This is a genomic window from uncultured Catenibacterium sp. (assembly GCF_900540665.1).
Taxonomy (GTDB): Bacteria; Bacillota_I; Bacilli_A; order Erysipelotrichales; family Coprobacillaceae; genus Catenibacterium.
Genome location: NZ_UQGV01000045.1, coordinates 1 through 17,889, shown reverse-complemented (window position 1 = coordinate 17,889; position 17,889 = coordinate 1). Strand labels below are relative to the sequence as shown.

The 17,889-nt window shown below is 34.1% G+C and carries 14 protein-coding genes and 1 pseudogene; 10 read left to right on the top strand and 5 right to left on the bottom strand.

Features of this window, described 5'->3' with window-relative positions; genetic code table 11:
* Nucleotides 1-262 precede the first annotated feature (262 nt).
* The 4 genes from QZQ55_RS06975 (at nt 263) to QZQ55_RS06960 (ending at nt 3,830) form a co-directional block, all read left to right on the top strand.
* Nucleotides 263-781: an SdpI family protein gene (locus QZQ55_RS06975; RefSeq protein ID WP_295091562.1), complete on the top strand. Its 519-nt coding sequence runs from the start codon at nt 263-265 to the stop codon at nt 779-781.
* Between the two features lie 113 nt (nt 782-894).
* Nucleotides 895-1,620, top strand: coding sequence for a transposase (locus QZQ55_RS06970; RefSeq protein ID WP_307983178.1), 726 nt, complete (start codon nt 895-897; stop codon nt 1,618-1,620).
* A 178-nt stretch (nt 1,621-1,798) separates the two neighbouring features.
* Nucleotides 1,799-3,007 (top strand): YafY family protein, encoded by a 1,209-nt coding sequence (locus tag QZQ55_RS06965; RefSeq protein WP_295091559.1) that lies wholly within the window; start codon nt 1,799-1,801, stop codon nt 3,005-3,007.
* A complete protein-coding gene (locus tag QZQ55_RS06960) occupies nt 2,994-3,830 on the top strand; it encodes a WYL domain-containing protein (RefSeq protein WP_295091556.1) in 837 nt (278 codons plus the stop codon). The genes QZQ55_RS06965 and QZQ55_RS06960 overlap by 14 nt, the downstream gene beginning before the upstream one ends.
* 21 nt (nt 3,831-3,851) lie before the next feature.
* Here QZQ55_RS06960 and QZQ55_RS06955 read toward each other — a convergent pair whose 3' ends face one another.
* Complete coding sequence (locus QZQ55_RS06955) at nt 3,852-4,190, bottom strand: DUF2500 domain-containing protein (protein ID WP_215657688.1); 339 nt, start codon at nt 4,188-4,190, stop codon at nt 3,852-3,854.
* A 99-nt stretch (nt 4,191-4,289) separates the two neighbouring features.
* Between QZQ55_RS06955 and QZQ55_RS06950 the strand changes: the two genes are divergently transcribed.
* The 6 genes from QZQ55_RS06950 to QZQ55_RS06925 all read left to right on the top strand — a co-directional run bounded on the left by QZQ55_RS06950 (nt 4,290) and on the right by QZQ55_RS06925 (nt 15,579).
* Nucleotides 4,290-5,510: an RtcB family protein gene (locus tag QZQ55_RS06950; protein ID WP_295091553.1), complete on the top strand. Its 1,221-nt coding sequence runs from the start codon at nt 4,290-4,292 to the stop codon at nt 5,508-5,510.
* Nucleotides 5,491-6,252 (top strand): nucleotidyltransferase domain-containing protein, encoded by a 762-nt coding sequence (locus tag QZQ55_RS06945; protein WP_295091551.1) that lies wholly within the window; start codon nt 5,491-5,493, stop codon nt 6,250-6,252. The genes QZQ55_RS06950 and QZQ55_RS06945 overlap by 20 nt, the downstream gene beginning before the upstream one ends.
* Nucleotides 6,253-6,539: 287 nt before the next feature.
* Entirely contained in the window at nt 6,540-9,941 is a 3,402-nt protein-coding gene (locus QZQ55_RS06940; RefSeq protein WP_295091548.1) for a family 20 glycosylhydrolase, read from the top strand.
* 70 nt (nt 9,942-10,011) lie between these two features.
* A complete protein-coding gene (locus QZQ55_RS06935; protein ID WP_295091545.1) occupies nt 10,012-13,581 on the top strand; it encodes a family 20 glycosylhydrolase in 3,570 nt (1,189 codons plus the stop codon).
* A gap of 126 nt (nt 13,582-13,707) precedes the next feature.
* On the top strand, nt 13,708-14,988 hold the full coding sequence (locus QZQ55_RS06930) for an amidohydrolase family protein (protein ID WP_295091543.1): 1,281 nt from the start codon (nt 13,708-13,710) through the stop codon (nt 14,986-14,988).
* 156 nt (nt 14,989-15,144) lie between these two features.
* A complete protein-coding gene (locus QZQ55_RS06925) occupies nt 15,145-15,579 on the top strand; it encodes a hypothetical protein (protein WP_295091540.1) in 435 nt (144 codons plus the stop codon).
* Nucleotides 15,580-15,661: 82 nt separating this feature from the next.
* Here QZQ55_RS06925 and QZQ55_RS06920 read toward each other — a convergent pair whose 3' ends face one another.
* The 4 genes and pseudogenes from QZQ55_RS06920 to QZQ55_RS06905 all read right to left on the bottom strand — a co-directional run.
* Nucleotides 15,662-15,826: a hypothetical protein gene (locus tag QZQ55_RS06920; RefSeq protein WP_295091537.1), complete on the bottom strand. Its 165-nt coding sequence runs from the start codon at nt 15,824-15,826 to the stop codon at nt 15,662-15,664.
* A gap of 263 nt (nt 15,827-16,089) precedes the next feature.
* On the bottom strand, nt 16,090-16,392 hold the full coding sequence (locus QZQ55_RS06915; protein ID WP_295091534.1) for a nucleoside triphosphate pyrophosphohydrolase family protein: 303 nt from the start codon (nt 16,390-16,392) through the stop codon (nt 16,090-16,092).
* An 81-nt stretch (nt 16,393-16,473) separates the two neighbouring features.
* On the bottom strand, nt 16,474-17,475 hold the full coding sequence (locus tag QZQ55_RS06910; protein WP_295091531.1) for a GGGtGRT protein: 1,002 nt from the start codon (nt 17,473-17,475) through the stop codon (nt 16,474-16,476).
* 15 nt (nt 17,476-17,490) lie between these two features.
* Nucleotides 17,491-17,889, bottom strand: a pseudogene (locus QZQ55_RS06905) (hypothetical protein); the annotation flags it as partial.

The following is a 17,889-nucleotide window of genomic DNA, read 5'->3' as shown; positions in this document are numbered from 1 at the left end:
ATTATCTAACATGATGAGGTCTATTTCTATCCACTATATTATTTGGCGCTTACTATAGTTGTAAAAGTAATTGTTGATAAGAAATGGTATAATACTTATATAGGAAAGTTCTTTTTCTGTATCTATATAAAAGATAAGAAGATGTAAAGGAGAAAGAACTTAATTAACAAGAAGGTAAATCTATTATGAAAAACGAATAGATTTTGTTTGAAACAGCAGATAAAGAAATTAAACTTAATGTGCCTGTTAATAATGATATCGTGTGGTTGATTTATTTGAGAGACAAGTCAAGACGCTAGGTAAGCATATTAGGGATGCATTGAAAGAAGAATTGAATCGTTCAGTTGTCGCAAGTTTTGCGACAACTGCTTCTGTTAATGATATAAGACAAATGCAAAAGGAGGTATATCTTATGTATGCATTGTTTTTATGTAACTTGTTGATTCCTGTTGTTGTGATTGTAACAGGAAGAATCATGTGGAAACATTATCCCAAAAATATAAATGGTTTGGTAGGATACAGAACAACGCTTTCAATGAAAAATATGGATACATGGAAATTTTCGAATGAGCACTGTGGAAGACTGTGGTATAAGATGGGGTTATTCATGCTTGTTTTTTCAGTTCTTGTTTCTGTATTACTATTACGTACTAATGACAATATATATAGTATGATTTCTCTTATCTTTGTCCTATTGCAATGTATTATTCTAATTGTATCTATTATTCCAACAGAACTTGCTTTAAAAAAGATGTTTTATGAAGATGGAACAAGAAAGTAAATCAAAATGAGAGGTGATAAAAATTGGAATTAAACATCAACTCGCCTGCTTATTTTTACTTAGCAATATGGCGTGAATGAAGGTGTATACTACTATTGTAAAAAATGTCATGAATATATATTCCAACTACAAAAGGCGGATATGTAATTAAGAGCGGTCATGTCTCAATAAAAGCTGACAGATACTATGTTTCAGTTCTTATAGAAATCCCTGACAAAGCGATAGCCAGTAATTCCAGTGAAGGAATTGGCATTGACCTTGGATTAAAGGATTTTGCCATTATCTCTAATGGAAAAACTTATAAGAACATCAACAAATCTGCAAAATTAAAGAAGCTTGAAAAAAAGCTTGCTCGAGAACAGAGAGGTCTTTCTCGAAAGTATGAAAATCTAAAGAAAGGAGGGTCCACTCAAAAGAGAAATATACAGAAACAAAAGCTTAAGATACAGAAACTTCATCAGAGAATCGACAATATTCGTACTGATTACATCAATAAGATAATCGCAGAGATAGTGAAAACCAAGCCATCTTATATAACGATTGAAGATCTAAACGTATCAGGAATGATGAAGAACAGACATCTTTCAAAGGTAGTTGCTTCGCAGAAGTTTTATGAATTTAAAACAAAACTTCTAGCTAAATGCAGGGAGTACGGAATTGAACTTCGAATAGTAGATAGATGGTACCCATCATCTAAGACATGTCACTGCTGCAAGCATATCAAGAAAGATTTAAAGCTTTCAGATAGAATTTTCAGATGTGACTGTGGTTATATCGAAGACAGAGATTTCAATGCTGCACTTAATCTGAGAGATGCTACAACTTACGAAGTTGCATAAACAAACGCAAGCGTAGGTATGTACCGAAGGCTATTTCGGGAATTTACGACTATGGAGTGTACATGAACTTGTGAGTAGATATGATTTCGGTCAATCCAAAGCATACACGATGACATAGTAAGTAATGTTCGTGAGAACTTACATTATCTCGATGTGAGTATATTTAATCACATTTAGAGTGGCAGATGAACTTATGTATCAGGAACCAGTTAAGAACTTCAATAAAATACGTGAGTATATCAGAGAATTCTATATCAATGGATTCAAGAGTCGACAGGACTATACAATTAAAAGTTCACGTTCTTATGATAATGAAAAAAGACGTATAGAAAGCTATATGAGTGATTATATTGATTATCATATAACACCAGGTGGTAAGGTTCCTTACTTATCTATTAATACACGTATCACCCAGCATAATCCCTTATATAGAGTATGGAAGACAAAAAGCTTTACTGATCATGATATCATTCTTCACTTTCTTATATTAGACTTACTGCATACCTCTCTATCCATGAGTGAACTTATGGATCAAATAGACCAGAAGACAAATCATACGTATCTCTATGATGAATCAACACTTAGAAAGAAACTAAAAGAATATGTTGAAGAAGGGGTTATTATCACAAATAGAAAAGGAAAGAAGAGCTATTATCAATTAAGTGAAGATTATATTATTCCTCATGATATTCTTGATTTCTTTAGTGAAGTATCTCCGTGTGGTGTGATTGGTTCTTATATACTAGATAAGCAGGAGAAAGAAGAATCTCTTTTTGGTTTTAAACATCATTACCTCACTCATGTATTAGACAGTGAAGTGCTTTATGATTTACTCAATGCGATACATCAGTATAAGTATGTATCGATAAGAACATCAAATAATAGAATAAAGGTGCTCCCTCTTAGTATATTTATAAGTGTGCAGGATGGCAGACAATATTTGATAGCTTATATGTGTCAAAGTAAAAAGATGTATTCATTTCGTCTAGATCATATTATTTCTATCAAGTCTCTAGAAGAAGCAGAAGGCTTTGAGATATATAGAAAAGAGTTAGAAGAAATGAAGAAACATCTATGGGGTGTAAGTTTTTCTAATGGTTCTTTAGAAACAGTAGAATTTACGCTACACCATGAACCATGGGAAGAACATATATATAGACGATTATTGCGTGAAAAGAGATGTGGATATGTAGAAAGATTAAATGAGAATACAAGTCGTTTTTATGCAGAAGTGTATGATGTAAAGGAAATGATTCCCTGGATTCGTACATTTATATGTCGTATTCAATCTATTTTTATATCGAATAAAGAAGTAGAAAAACAATTTAAACAAGATTTAGAAGAGATGTATCGTTATTATGAGGAGGGGGAAGATGATTTTTCATGAAATATATAGTCTTTACTATAAGACAGTGACTTATCTTATACAGTCTTCATTTACCCATGTAAATGAAATAATAAATGAGAATGCGTTTAAAGAAAGCTTTATGATGTTAGAAGAAGTGTTAGAAAGATGGCCTATAAAGAATATAGATGTGTCTACTTATCCTTTGACACTCCTTCAAAAGAGATGGTTAAAGGCTATTTCGTTAGATCCCCATATGCAGCTGTTTTCTTATTCCTGGTCTTTTCTAGATGATGTAGAACCACTCTTTACACCTGATGATATTTATATTTACGATCAATATAGTGATGGTGATTCTTATACAGACTTACAGTATCAGAAGAATTTTCATATCATCATGCAGGCCATTAAAGAGAAGTCTGGTCTAGTTGTTGTATGGAAAACGAAGCAGAAAACAAGTTTTGTTTTACCGCAGCTATTAGAATATTCAGAGAAGGATGATAAGTTCCGTTTAGTTGCATATGATGGAACAGTAATCAATGTTTCAAGAATAGAAGAATGTCATTTGACTAACAATAATGTTTCTACTACAAATAAACAAAGAGTAGAAAAATATGTCTTGATAGAAGTAAAGGATGAAAGAAATACACTGGATAGAGTTCTTCTTCACTTTGCACATTTTAAAAAAGAGACAGAGAAAAAAGAAAATACTTATTTAGTGAAACTATTCTATGATGAATCAGATGAGACAGAGATGGTGATTCGATTGTTGTCATTTGGTCCTATGATTAAAGTAATAGAACCTTTAGAATTCAAACAACTCATAAGACAAAGATTAAAGAAACAAAAAGCATATTCCATTTAAAAAGGGCGATAATTCGCCCTTTTAGTAATTTCTATCAAATGATATATATCTTGTTCCCTGGAAAGTAAGTTTTCCTTGGTCTCCTTCTACCATGAATCCATATTCACTACTTGGTACTACAAGTTCTATTCTATCGCCACTTTCTACTTCAAAAGTCACGTAGTAGGTTGTATGTGATGATGACATCATATCCTCGTGGTGTGTATACATAGTATCTGCACGTTTAGTGACTATCTTTACTGGAACACTTAGACGTGGTGAATTATTATTTTTATGCCAGGAACCAATACCACTGACTATAACATAGATGAACATTCCTATTACTAGTACAGGAACTATTGTAAACATTAGATCAAACATGGAATTTTCCTCCTTATGTATGATTTTACTATAGTTCGCAACTTTTTGTCCATGATAATCAGCGTCTTATTCTCTATGATGTTGTTGAGGTGAGAAACAATGCTAGAAATAAGAGGAAAGAAAAATAATGCGATATGTTTTGCATCACAGATAGATGAAAAAGCTTTAGAACAGATTAAAAGAATGTGTGATTATGATCTTACATTAGGAAGTCAGATTCGTATCATGCCAGATGTACATGCGGGAAAAGGTTGTACAATTGGTACGACAATGACTATTAAGGATAAGGTATGTCCTAATATTGTAGGTGTAGATATAGGCTGTGGGATGTATACAGTGAAATTATTAAATAAAGAAATTGATTTTAAGAAGGTTGATGAAGTATGTTCATGGATTCCTTCGGGAATGAATGTATGGGATTCTCCTATAGAATCATTTGATTTAAAAGAGTTAAAGTGTTATTCATCTCTTAAGAAGTTATCTCATCTAGAAAAGTCTTTAGGAACACTAGGTGGAGGAAATCATTTTGCAGAGATTGAACAGTCTAAATCAGGTGATTATTATTTGGTTATTCATTCAGGCAGTCGTAATTTAGGAAAACAGGTGGCAGAAATATATCAAAGACGTGCAATTAATCTACATAGAGGATGGGATGAATATATATTAAGACGCCAGGAAATCATTAAAGAATATAAAGAACTTGGAAAAAACAAAGAAATTAATCACGCATTAGAGGAACTTAAGGAAGGTTATGGAACGTTAGATATTCCAGAAGACTTATGTTGGTTGTATGGTGATGCACTCAATGATTATCTTCATGATATAGAGATATGTCAGAAGTATGCGATGAGAAATAGAGAACTAATAGCCAGTATGATAATGGAAAAGGCATCTCTTACAGAAATCGACTCTTTTCATACCATTCATAACTACATAGATATCAATGAGATGATATTAAGAAAAGGGGCTATACGAGCAGTAAAAGGTGAGAAAGTTCTTATTCCTATGAATATGAAGGATGGGTCTATTATAGGTATAGGTAAAGGAAATAGGGAGTGGAACTATTCAGCACCTCATGGTGCGGGAAGAATATTATCACGTAAGCAAGCAAAAGAAATGTTGGATATCAAGGAATATAAGAAGTCTATGGAAGGAATCTATACAACTTCTATTTCTCTAGATACATTGGATGAAGCACCACAGGCATATAAAAAAGTAGAAGATATACTAGATGTCATCAAAGAAACAGTAGATGTAATAGAGGTGTTAAAGCCTGTGTATAACTATAAGGAGCATGGAAATGAGAGAAGAAATTATTAATAAGCTTAATGAGATTGAGCAGAAGGAACATGTAAAGATTATTTATGCGGTAGAGTCGGGAAGTCGTGCCTGGGGTTTTGAATCTACTGATAGTGATTATGATGTGCGTTTTATTTATGTAAGAGATAAGAAAGAGTATCTATGTTTAGATGAAAAATCAGATGTGATAGAACTGCCAATAGATGAAGTGTTTGATATAAGTGGTTGGGATATCAAAAAGGCTTTAAAACTTCTCTATAAATCAAATCCATCACTTCTTGAATGGTTTGCATCACCGATTGTGTATAAAGAAACTAAAGAAGCATCTTATATTAGAGAAGTAATTCCTTTCTATTTTTCACAGAAGAAGTTATATCATCATTATCAAAGAATGGCCAAAACAGCATTGAAATATATGAATAATGAAAAAGTACCTGTGAAGAAGTATCTCTATATTCTTCGATGTATATTATCAAGTCAGTATATTGTGGATTACAAAAAACAGCCTCCAATAGAAATAGAGAGGCTGATAGAATGTGAGCTGCCTACTGAATTAAGGGATGATATGAATAAACTATTAATGATCAAGAAGCATAGCAAGGAACAACAATATGTGGATTGTATCCCTTCTTTAGATTGTTTCATATTAAGTAAAATAGGGGAAAGAGATGTATCTTCTTTTATCGATGGAGAATCATCATGGGAACCACTCAATGAGGTATTTAGAAAGGTAATAGAAAAGAACGGTGATGATACGTTTTAAAAATAGATATAAAAAAGTTTCTATATACCAACATAAATTCATATTAAAAAAAGTATATAACGGAAATGGATGTAATATTATTACAACTTGTAAGCGATATCTGTTGACTTGTTTATATCAGGTCATGTATACTGATGTCGAAGGATTGTTACTTTAAGTAGGCAAGACCGTCATTCACACGCCCTTTTTAGGGTATCGTGAATGCGATCTTTTTTTTGTTTCAATCTATCAAATTTAAGAGTGGAGGTGAAATCTTTAGTCTTATCAACAAAGAAAGAGGTGAAATCATGAAAGGGAAAAAAATTGTTGAAGTAGGCTTAGCTGCAATTATTGCGCTATCTGGAGTTGCTTCTGCAGCTGCACCAGCTTTCGCGGCACCTAATGTGATTTATCCAAATGTACAGAGCTACACAAAGGATTCAGACACATTTACATTGCCAAAGAAAAGCCGTTTACTTGTGGTTTCAAATGAAAAGACACTTAATAATGAAGTGTTATTACGTGATTTGAAACGTGCAAGTTCGCAGTTAGCAGACAGAGGTGTTTTATCAGAAGCACCACAGATTGTTTTTGGTACATTAGAAAATGCTGCAGACAATGACATCATTGTAAAAATGGGAACTAATCCAGATTTAACTGGTAAAAATGATGCTTATGCAGTAGATATTAAGAATAATATTACTATTTCTGCAGAAGATGAAACAGGAATCTATTATGGTTTAACATCTGTAGTTCAGATGTTAATTGAAGGTGACAATGTTTTAACTAAGGGAAATATTGTTGACTATTCTGATGTTGAAGATCGTTCATTCCATTTGGACTGTGCAAGAAAGTTCTTCACAAAGGATTGGATCATTTCATTAATCAAGGATTTATCTTGGCAGAAATACAATTCAATTCAGCTTCATTTTTCTGAAAACGAAGGTTTCAGACTACAAAGTGATACTCTTGAAGCAATTGATGGCTTCCAGTATGTAAACAACCAGTATCTAACTAAACAGGATATGTTAGAAATTATTCAAGTTGCAAATGAATATCATATCGAAGTGATCCCATCTTTAGACTCTCCAGGTCATCTTGGTGCAGTTCTAAGATATTTACCATCTGATTATAGCTGTGCAAGCTTATTCCCATATGATGGTAGAAGAGCACAGTGCTTCAATATCTTTACAAATGATGAAGCACGCGGCTTCTTAATCGATTTAATGACTGAATTTATCGACTTCTTCTCAGAAGCTGGATGTAAGAGATTTAACATTGGTGGAGATGAATTCTTAGAAAAATTCTCTAACTTCTCTAATGAACAGTATGTACAGATCATGGAATACTTCAATGAAGTATCTGCAATCGCTAAGTCAAAGGGTATGACTCCTAGAACTTGGAACGATGGTGTGATGTATGGAAACTATACTGGATATAAGTTAGATCCAGATATCGAAATCTGTTACTGGGCAGCTCCACAGAACTGTGCAAGCATCGAAAAGTTTGTAGCAAATGGTAACAAAGTTATCAACTACTCTGATATTTACATGTATTATGTATTATCTTCTTGGTGGTTACAGAATGCATGTCCTGAAGGGGATAGAATTTATAGAGAATGGAATCCTGGTAAGTTCTCTACATTACAGGGTGGCATTCCACAGACTTATAACAAACCTTATGCAAACTTTATTAAAGGTGGTTCTTATGCAATTTGGTGTGACGTTCCTGGTTATATGACACAGGATTCAGTTGCAAATAACATCTTCTATAGAACACGTGCAACTGCATACAAGATGTGGAATACATCAGATTCAATGCCTGAATATGCAGATGTTAAGAAGGCATTTGATAAGATTGGACGCGTTCCTGGTTATAAGAGCGTTTTACCAGAACCAGGTCAGGTTCTTTATGAAGGACAGTCTGTTGCACTTACAATTGAATATAAGAATGAATTTGGACAGACAATTGAACCAACAGAAACTTTATATGGCTTAAAAGATAATGAATACACTATCGAACCTAAAGAACTTTATGGTTATAAGTTTGAAAAGGCAAGTGAATCATTAACAGGCGTATATAAGGAAAATAAAACAATCACTTTAACTTATAAGACATTTACTGATAAGGAAGCATTAATTAACGAAGTTGATAATGCATTAGTGATTAAGGATTATATTCCTGAAACTGTTAAGGAATATAAAGAAGCTCTAGACGTTGCGAAAGACGTTAAAGAAGATCCTACAGCAGGACAGAAGAAAGTTGATGACACATTAGCTACACTTCGTACTGCAAAAGAAAAAGCTGTAAAGGCTAAATTCTACAAGTTATATGTAGAAGCTTATTATCCAGTGAGTGATGCTGCTTATGCATCTGGATATCAGGCTTATATGAATGCCGTTAATAACGGGAAGAACACTCTTAAAGATGAAAACTTAGATGTTGAAACAGCTGAAGCTGCTTATAATAACATCATGAATGCAAAGAAAGCATTAATTAAGAAAGCTGCAGATAAGCCTACTATTTCTGCAACTAAGGGATATTATAGCTGGTACTCATATAACAACATGATTGACGGTAACCGTAATTCTAAGTGTTGGTTTGGTGATAACCAGACAGCTGGTGATGAAGTATTATTCACATTCCCAACTAAAGTAAAATTATCAGGTGTGAATGTTGTACAGGCAGCCCAGGGTGATATCTTACGTGATGCTGAAGTTCAGATTTCTGCTGATAAAGTGAACTGGACTAAGGTTGGAACATTAAAGGAAACAGATCCATTAGAAAAGAGATTTGACTTTGATGCTCAGGAAGTTAAGTATGTAAGAATCTACATCAATTCAGGATATGGAGCTTGGTATCAGATTTCTGAAGTTGAGTTCGTATTAGAAGCAATTGGTGAAGATACTACATTAAAAGATTTAATTGAAAAAGCTAAGGAAGAAGATTTAGAGGGCAAGACAGTTGCATCTAGAGATGAATTCTTAGAAGCACTTATTGAAGCTCAGAAAGCATTAGTTGCTGAAGATATCAAGAATGAAGAAGTTATCAATCGTTTAAATAAGGCTATTGAAGGCTTAGTTGATGCACCTGTAGTGAATACAGATGCTCTTGTTGAAGCAGTTGCTAAGGCTGAACGTTTAACTGAAGAAGAAGTAAATAAAGCAATTAAGAAGAACGTTGAAGTATTCAACAAAGCATTAGCTGATGCTAAGGCTGTTCTTGCTAAGGATGCTTCTCAGGAAGAAGTAAACGAAGCTACTAGGGCATTAAATGATGCTATCGAAGGATTAAAGGTTCTTAGAGGTAATCCAGAAGCATTAAATGCAGCTCTTGAAAATGTTGCTAAGAAAGATGAAAGCAAGTATACTGCTGAATCTTGGGCATCATTAATGGCTGTAGTAGAAGAAGTAAAGGCTATTGACTTAGAAAACGCAACTCAGAAAGAAATTGGTGAAGCTGTTGCTAAGTTAAATGAAGCAGTAGATGCATTAGAAGAAAAGGTTGTTATTGAACCAGAAAAACCAACTGTTCCAGAAAAACCATCTGAAAAACCTACTGAAAAACCTACTGAAAAGCCAACAACTAAACCAGCTGATAAGAAGGATGACACTGTTAAGACAGGTGATTCTACTATGATTGCTGGAATGTTCGCTCTTATGACTGCTTCAGCTATCGTTTATATCTCTTTAAAAAGAAAAAAAGCTTAATTAATTAATCAAGAGGCAGTTTTGCCTGCCTCTTACTTGATAGGGAAAAATGAATATGAACACAAATAATATGAAACGTATATTAATGAGCGTTATGCTCGTTTCTTCTATGACGCTTTCAAGTGGCGCTATAGTTGCACAGGCCTACAATGGGACTTCTGCAATTACTGAAAGAACAATGACAAATGAACAATTAGTCGCTGCAACTACACCAATCTTGCAGTCATATACTAAAGATGCATCTGATAAGACTTGGGTAATGACTAAAGATTCTAAATTCGTTATTGTTGCGAATGAAGCTAACTTGAAAAATGAAAGACTTGCAGAAATTGTTAAATTAGTTAACTCAGAATTCATGGCTAAGCAGATTGTTTCTAGTGATGCTCAGGCTATGCTTTATAATCAGGATGGTACACCTACTGATATCACTATTGATATCAAGCCTGTATCAGAAATTACTGATAAGACTACAAGTAAAGAAGCTTATAAGATCACAATCGATGATACTGGTATCCATTTAACTGGTGCAAGTGAAACAGCTGTTTTATATGGTTTACGTACTATTGAACAGCTTGCTATTGCGAATAACAACAACTTAGCTTATGGTGAAATCGTTGACTATCCTAATGTTGCTGAACGTCGTATCCATGTAGATATGGCTCGTAAGTACATCTCTAAAGACTGGTTCATCAGACAGATCAGAGAAATGTCTTACTTCAAGATGAATGCAATCCAGATGCATTTCTCAGAAAATTTAGGTTTCCGTATTGAATGTGAAACAGATCCATCAATCGTATCTGAACAGCATTTAACTAAAGCTGATGTAAGAGAAATTCTTGCAGAAGCAAAGAAATACGGCGTTAAAGTCATTCCATCATTTGACTCTCCAGGCCATGTTGACCAGATTTTAAGAGCACATCCAGAATATGGACAGGTAGATGCATATGGTAATCATTATAAATCAGGTCTAGATGTAACTAATCCTGAAGCGATTAAGTATATTTATAGCTTATATGATGAATATATGGAATTATTTGAAGGATGTACAGACTTCCACATCGGTGGCGATGAATATATGGAATTCGACCGTGCACCTTTCACTACTCAGTACAAGTCTGTATTAGATAATTATGCAAGAGAAAACATTGATCCTAATGCAACTTGGAAGGATGTTATTGCGAAATATATCAATGACTTAGCAGAACATGTACATGAAAAAGGATTTACTCCACGTATTTGGAATGATGGTATCTACTATGGAGAAAATTCATACTATGGTAAGAAACAGATGATCCAAATGCATAAGTACATCGGAATTGACTTCTGGAGCCAGATGTCTTGGAACTCCAGCATTGCGAAGCTTCAGACTTTCTTAGATAAGGGTCATGATACTATTTATAACGTAAACGCAAGTTTCTTCTATTATGTATTAAGACCATCTATGCCAAATGATGGACGTAAACAGCATTCATTTGATAACTTAAATTCTGATAAGTTAATCTTTGATGAATGGACTCCAGGTAAATTCCAGGCTAACACTATTGCGGATGATAACCCAGCTATTAAGGGTGCATCACTTGCCATCTGGTGTGATAAGGCTGATGTATGTGATGAAGATACTATTACTGAAGATATCGCAAATGAAATGCGTGCACTTGCAACTAAGGCATGGAATACAAAGTCTAATAGTATTATTTCTCATGACCAGTTCAAGGCTAATTATGCAAAGCTTGGACATGTTGCAGCATTTGAAAAGGGTTCTACTTTACCAGATTCAGGTTCAATCTTACCAGCTGATTCATTAGGTAAAGTGACTATCAAATATGTTGATAAAGATGGTAAAGAAATTATGAGTCCGGTGACTCGTTATGGTAATGTCGGTGATGAATATAACTTCACTGCTGAAAAGATTTATGGTTATCGTTTAGTATCTGATAAAGACAGTGCAACTGGTACATATAGTAAGAAGGGCGATACTTTCACTTTCACTTATGAAATTTACACAGATAAGACTGACTTAAAGGCTGCTTTAGATAATTGCTTAGATGAAAATGATTATATCGGTGCAACATTTGGTGAATACAAAACTGCATTAGATGAAGCACAGAAGCTTTATGATGATAAGAAGGCTTTACAGCAGGATGTAGATGCAATTCTTATTCAGTTAAATAACGCTAAGAAGAAAGCTGTTAAACGTGCTTACTATCCATTATGGGTAGAAGTAGAAAATCCAATGGGTGATAATGGTTATGCTTCTGGTTATGCTGAATATTTAGAAGCTGTAAAGAATGGCAAGAAGGTTCTTTATGGTGAAGATGTGACTGATGAAGCAGTGAAGACTGCATATGATGAATTAGTTGCTGCTAGAAATGGTTTAATGAAGCGAGATGGAAATGTTCCTAGTGTTCAGGCATCTGATGGTTATTGGTCATTAGGTGTTTCTCCAAGTGATAAGTATAGCTATGACAAGATGCTTGATGGTAATAGAGATACATTTGCTTGGTTCAATGATGCACAGAAAGTAGGTAAACATATCACATTTACTTTTGCAAATAAAGTGAATATGAGTGGTATTAAGATTTCAGCCCCTGAAAGACCAGGTTCAGATATTATCAAGAATGCAGATATCATGGTATCTGAAGATAAAGAAAACTGGACTACAGTTGGTAACTTAAAGATGGATGCGAATACTCTAGAACAGACATTCACATTCGATAAACAGCCAGTGAAGTATGTTAAACTTGAAATGAAAGAAGCAAGTGACAGCTGGTATAAAATTGCAGAAGTACAGTTTACTTATGAACAGGTAGCTGAAAATACTGAACTTAAGGATCTATTAAAAGAAGCTTATGGTCAGGATTTAACTGATAAGACTACTGAATCTGTTGATGCATTCTTAGAAGCATTAATTGAAGCTCAGAAGGCTTATGCAAAAGAAGATTTAAATAACGAAGAAGTAATGAATGCATTACGTACAGCTATGAAGAACTTAAAGGTAGTTTCTAAAGTAAATAAGGCTGAACTTAAAGAAACAGTGACTAAGGCTGAAGCTATCTCTGAAGATACTTTAAATAAGGCTGTTAAGAAAGCACGTGATGCATTTGCTAAGGCATTAAAAGATGCTAAAGCTGTTGTAGAAAACAAAAATGCTTCTCAGGAAGAAGTAAATGAAGCAGCTATGAAGCTTGAAGATGCTATTAAGGGCTTAGATGTTCTTAAGGGTGATACAACTGCATTAGATGCAAAACTTGCTGAAATTAAGAAATTAGATGAAAGTAAGTATACTGAAGAATCTTGGACTGCATTAATGAATGTTGTTGCAGAAGCTAAGGGTCTTGATAAAGAAAATGCAACTCAGGTAGAAGTAGCTGAAGTTGTGGCTAAGTTAACTAATGCAGTAAATGCCTTAGAAGAAAAGGTTGTAATTGAACCAGAAAAACCATCTGAAAAACCTGAAATTAAGCCAGAAACAAAACCAGAAGTAAAACCTGAAGAAAAACCTACTGAAAAGCCAACAACTAAACCAACTGATAAGAAGGATGATACTGTTAAGACAGGTGATCCAACTTCATTATTTGGATTAGTATCAGCTATGGCTTTATCTTTAGCTGGTTATGTTTCTGTAAAGAAGAAAGACTAAAGATTCATCTTTTTTAGGGAAGGGATAGTGTAATGCTATCTCTTCTTTTTTGTGCTTGAATGGTGATATTTCAGTTATTATAAGATGAATATGATATCATAGATATAAGAGAGGAGTGAGCATAATATGGATGCTTATATCAATGGCAGGATAATAGATGGTACTAAGGAAATGTGTGTACAGGAAGGGTATGTTATCTTTGTAGAAAAGGGGAAGATTAAGAATATTGTTTTAAAAGAAGAAGCAGATCTTACACAGTGTCATGTTATAGATTTAAAGGGAAACTATATCATGCCTGGTCTTATTAATATGCATGTTCATTTGGCAGGAAATGGGAAGCCACAAAAGAAACAAAGAGATAATGAGAAGTTAGTACGTTTCTTGATGAGTAATCCTATTACACGTGCTATTACTCATAATATGGTGAGTGGATTTGCGGAAATGGAATTACTCAGTGGTGTTACTACAATTAGAACATTAGGTGGTATTAGAGATTTTGATACACGTGTACGTGATGAAATCAATTGTGGTAAAAAGAAGGGACCACGTATTTTAGCAGGTAATGAAGGTATTTCAGTACCTCATGGTCATATGGCAGGGAGTGTGGCTATTGCGGCAGAAACAATTGATGATGCACTTTTACAGGTAAGTAAAGCAAAGGAACAGAATGTCGATTTAATTAAATTAATGATTACAGGTGGTGTTTTAGATGCAAAGAAAAAGGGTGTTCCTGGGGAATTAAAGATGGCTCCTGAAATGGTTAAAGCGGTATGTGATAAAGCACATGAATTAGGCTTTAAGGTGGCTGCGCATGTAGAATCATCTGATGGTGTTAGAGTGGCTTTGGAGAATGGTGTAGATTCTATAGAGCATGGTGCTAAGCTAGATGATCATATGATTCAGTTATTTAAAGAGAATAATGCATTCCTATGTACAACATTATCACCTGCATTACCATATGCTTTATTTGATCGTTCTATTACGAATGCATCAGAAGTAGAACAATTCAATGGTAAAGTCGTATTTGATGGAATTATAGAGTGTGCGAAACAGGCATTAGAGAATGATATTCCTGTCGTATTAGGAAACGATGTAGGATGTCCTTGGATTACACAATATGACTTCTGGAGAGAATTACATTATTTCCATAAGTATGCAGGTGTAAGTAATGCATATGCGCTTTATTGTGCTACATTGCAGGCAGCTAGAATGGCTGGCATTGATGATGAGACTGGTTCTATTGAAGTGGGTAAGTCAGCTGATATGATTGTTACAAAGAACAATCCATTAGATGATTTACTGGCACTAAGACATATTGAAGCAGTTATTATGAGGGGTAATAGAATTGATCATCCTACTAATAAGATCAATGAACAGGTAAAAAATGAATTAGATAAGTTCTTATAATCCCTTCTGACGAAGGGGTTTTTGAGTATTTACACACAATATATATGAGTTCACTATTATTTATATCTATAACAAAAAACAATTATTAAATAATAATATACATGTGGTAGAAGAGAGATTTACCTTCTTGATATAATATAAGAGGAGGAAAGTAAAATGAATTCTAAGAAAAAGATAATTGCAGGTATTATTGTATGTTTGTTTATTGGTGTAATGGCTGTATTTGTATTCCCTAGTCCTAATGCATATTTATTAAAGGCTGATGTAAGTGGTGAAAAGAAGACAGCTTATTCTTTATATAAGTCTACTTCTGTTTCTTCTAAGATTAATAGTTTAGAATTTATTGATCAGTTACCAGAAGGTGTTAGTAAGTATGATGAAAGTAAAGCGCGTTATGGTTCACCTGATTACAGTGTTGTATTAAAAGGAAATACGTATCGTTTCTATAGACTTTCTAGAGATACAAATGTTCTTGTGACTAAGACAGAGAATAAAACAAGTAAATATGCTGTTATGGATAGAGATACATATCAGAAATTTGCATCTATTAGTAGTTATGCTGAATATGATTACTTAGATTATTGGAATTAAAAGAAAGAGGATTGACTCTGTAAGTACAGATTCAATCCTCTTTTTGTGCACTGTTTCATTTTCATAGAGTTAAGATAATATTTTATAAGTCAATCCCATACTTTTTACTAAACATTCCCCATGTTTCTTCTTCAGTATGACTTCTTCCTTCTTCGTAATCTTTTTCTGCTTCATTTAACTTATTTTCGATTGCTTCAGGAAGACTAACATTATTATTATCTGAATCAATATCTTTAATTGGTTTCATAACAATCAATTCTCCTTGCTCATAGTATAGCATTTATTCAAATGAATACAAACAACGATAAGAATCAAGGAAAGTGGAAAGATAGAAAAGAAGGTGATCTTATCTTTTTTGATTAGGAAATTGATAATGATTCGGATCATATGCGTTTTTTTGGAAGTTGAAATTCAAACTCAAATGAAAGCTTTAATGAAAGACCTAAGATGAAGAAAGTTAGAGTCATTGATTATGAAATCTAAAGAAATAGGATTGACTCTGTAATAGAATCAATCCTCTTTTTGTCTGTTGATAGAAGCTTTTGTATTAAATCCATCAGGATATCTTTTATGTAGTTTATCTAGGTTACCTTGTAAGATAGTATCTAAAGGAACATCTAATGCAGTAGCAGCTTCAGCAAGATACCAGGCTATATCGACTAATTCTTTAATAAGATGATCTTTGTCTAGATCATGTCCTTGCATCAACCACTTTTTAACGATATCTATTGCCTCTCCTGATTCACCACATAATCCCATTACACTAGTAATAAGTACATCTTTCTTACTCAGTTCGGGATTTAATGTTCTCATTGCTTATTTTTGATAATCATTAATATTCATAGTAATAAAGAAAAAGCCCTGAATAAATCAGGACTTTAAGTGTTGAATTAATTATTTGCTAGCTTCTTCAATAGCAACTGCAACTGCAACAGTAGCACCTACCATTGGGTTGTTACCCATACCGATTAAGCCCATCATTTCAACGTGAGCTGGTACTGATGAAGAACCTGCGAACTGAGCATCACTATGCATACGACCCATAGTATCAGTCATACCATATGAAGCTGGTCCTGCAGCCATGTTATCTGGATGTAATGTACGACCAGTTCCTCCTCCTGAAGCAACTGAGAAGTATTTCTTACCCTGTTCGATACATTCTTTCTTATATGTACCTGCAACTGGATGCTGGAAACGAGTTGGGTTAGTAGAGTTACCAGTGATTGATACATCTACACCTTCTTTATGCATGATAGCTACGCCTTCACGTACGTCATCTGCACCATAGCAGTTAACCTTAGCTCTATCACCATTTGAATAAGCAGTTCTAGATAATTCTTTAACCTCACCTGTGAAATAATCGAACTGAGTTTCAACATATGTGAAACCATTGATTCTTGAGATGATCTTAGCAGCATCTTTACCTAAACCATTTAAGATAACTCTTAATGGGTTCTTACGAACTTTATTAGCGTTTAATGCGATCTTGATTGCACCTTCAGCAGCTGCGAATGATTCATGACCAGCTAAGAAAGCGAAACACTGAGTTTCTTCATCAAGAAGTCTTGAACCTAAGTTACCATGACCTAAACCTACTTTACGGTCATCAGCAACTGATCCAGGGATACAGAATGACTGTAAACCAATACCGATTGTCTTAGCAGCATCAGCAGCCTTAACATCACCTTTCTTGATTGCGATTGCAGCACCTACAGTGTAAGCCCAGCAAGCATTTTCGAAGCAGATAGGCTGAGTAGATTTAACGATGTTATAAACATCAATTCCTTTATCATCACAGATCTTCTTAGCTTCTTCGATATCTTTGATACCATATTCGTTTAAAGTTTTATTGATCTGATTGATTCTTCTTTCATAACCTTCAAATGTAATAGCCATTGTTCTACCTCCTAATTATTCCTTTCTTGGATCGATGTACTTAGCAGCATCAGCAAAACGTCCATAAGAACCTGTTGCCTTCTTAACAGCTTCATTAGCATCTTCTCCAGCTTTGATCATGTCCATCATTCTTCCAAGATTTACGAATTCGTAACCGATGATCTGGTCATCATTATCTAAAGCAACTCTAGTAATGTAACCTTCAGTTAATTCGAGGTAACGAGGACCTTTCTTCTTAGTAGCATAAGATGTACCTACCATTGATCTTAAACCTTTACCTAAGTCTTCAAGACCAGCACCAACTACTAAACCACCTTCTGAGAAAGCAGACTGAGAACGTCCATAAACGATCTGTAAGAATAACTCTCTCATTGCTGTATTGATAGCATCACAAACTAAGTCAGTGTTTAATGC

What these genes read in the sequence shown, in the direction of transcription:
- QZQ55_RS06960 (WP_295091556.1), top strand. Translation starts at nt 2,994, where the DNA reads ATGATTTTTCATGAAATATATAGTCTTTACTATAAGACAGTGACTTAT.
- QZQ55_RS06955 (WP_215657688.1), bottom strand. Translation starts at nt 4,190, where the DNA reads ATGTTTGATCTAATGTTTACAATAGTTCCTGTACTAGTAATAGGAATG.
- QZQ55_RS06950 (WP_295091553.1), top strand. Translation starts at nt 4,290, where the DNA reads ATGCTAGAAATAAGAGGAAAGAAAAATAATGCGATATGTTTTGCATCA.
- QZQ55_RS06945 (WP_295091551.1), top strand. Translation starts at nt 5,491, where the DNA reads ATGAGAGAAGAAATTATTAATAAGCTTAATGAGATTGAGCAGAAGGAA.
- QZQ55_RS06940 (WP_295091548.1), top strand. Translation starts at nt 6,540, where the DNA reads ATGAAAGGGAAAAAAATTGTTGAAGTAGGCTTAGCTGCAATTATTGCG.
- QZQ55_RS06935 (WP_295091545.1), top strand. Translation starts at nt 10,012, where the DNA reads ATGAAACGTATATTAATGAGCGTTATGCTCGTTTCTTCTATGACGCTT.
- QZQ55_RS06930 (WP_295091543.1), top strand. Translation starts at nt 13,708, where the DNA reads ATGGATGCTTATATCAATGGCAGGATAATAGATGGTACTAAGGAAATG.
- QZQ55_RS06925 (WP_295091540.1), top strand. Translation starts at nt 15,145, where the DNA reads ATGAATTCTAAGAAAAAGATAATTGCAGGTATTATTGTATGTTTGTTT.
- QZQ55_RS06920 (WP_295091537.1), bottom strand. Translation starts at nt 15,826, where the DNA reads ATGAAACCAATTAAAGATATTGATTCAGATAATAATAATGTTAGTCTT.
- QZQ55_RS06915 (WP_295091534.1), bottom strand. Translation starts at nt 16,392, where the DNA reads ATGAGAACATTAAATCCCGAACTGAGTAAGAAAGATGTACTTATTACT.
- QZQ55_RS06910 (WP_295091531.1), bottom strand. Translation starts at nt 17,475, where the DNA reads ATGGCTATTACATTTGAAGGTTATGAAAGAAGAATCAATCAGATCAAT.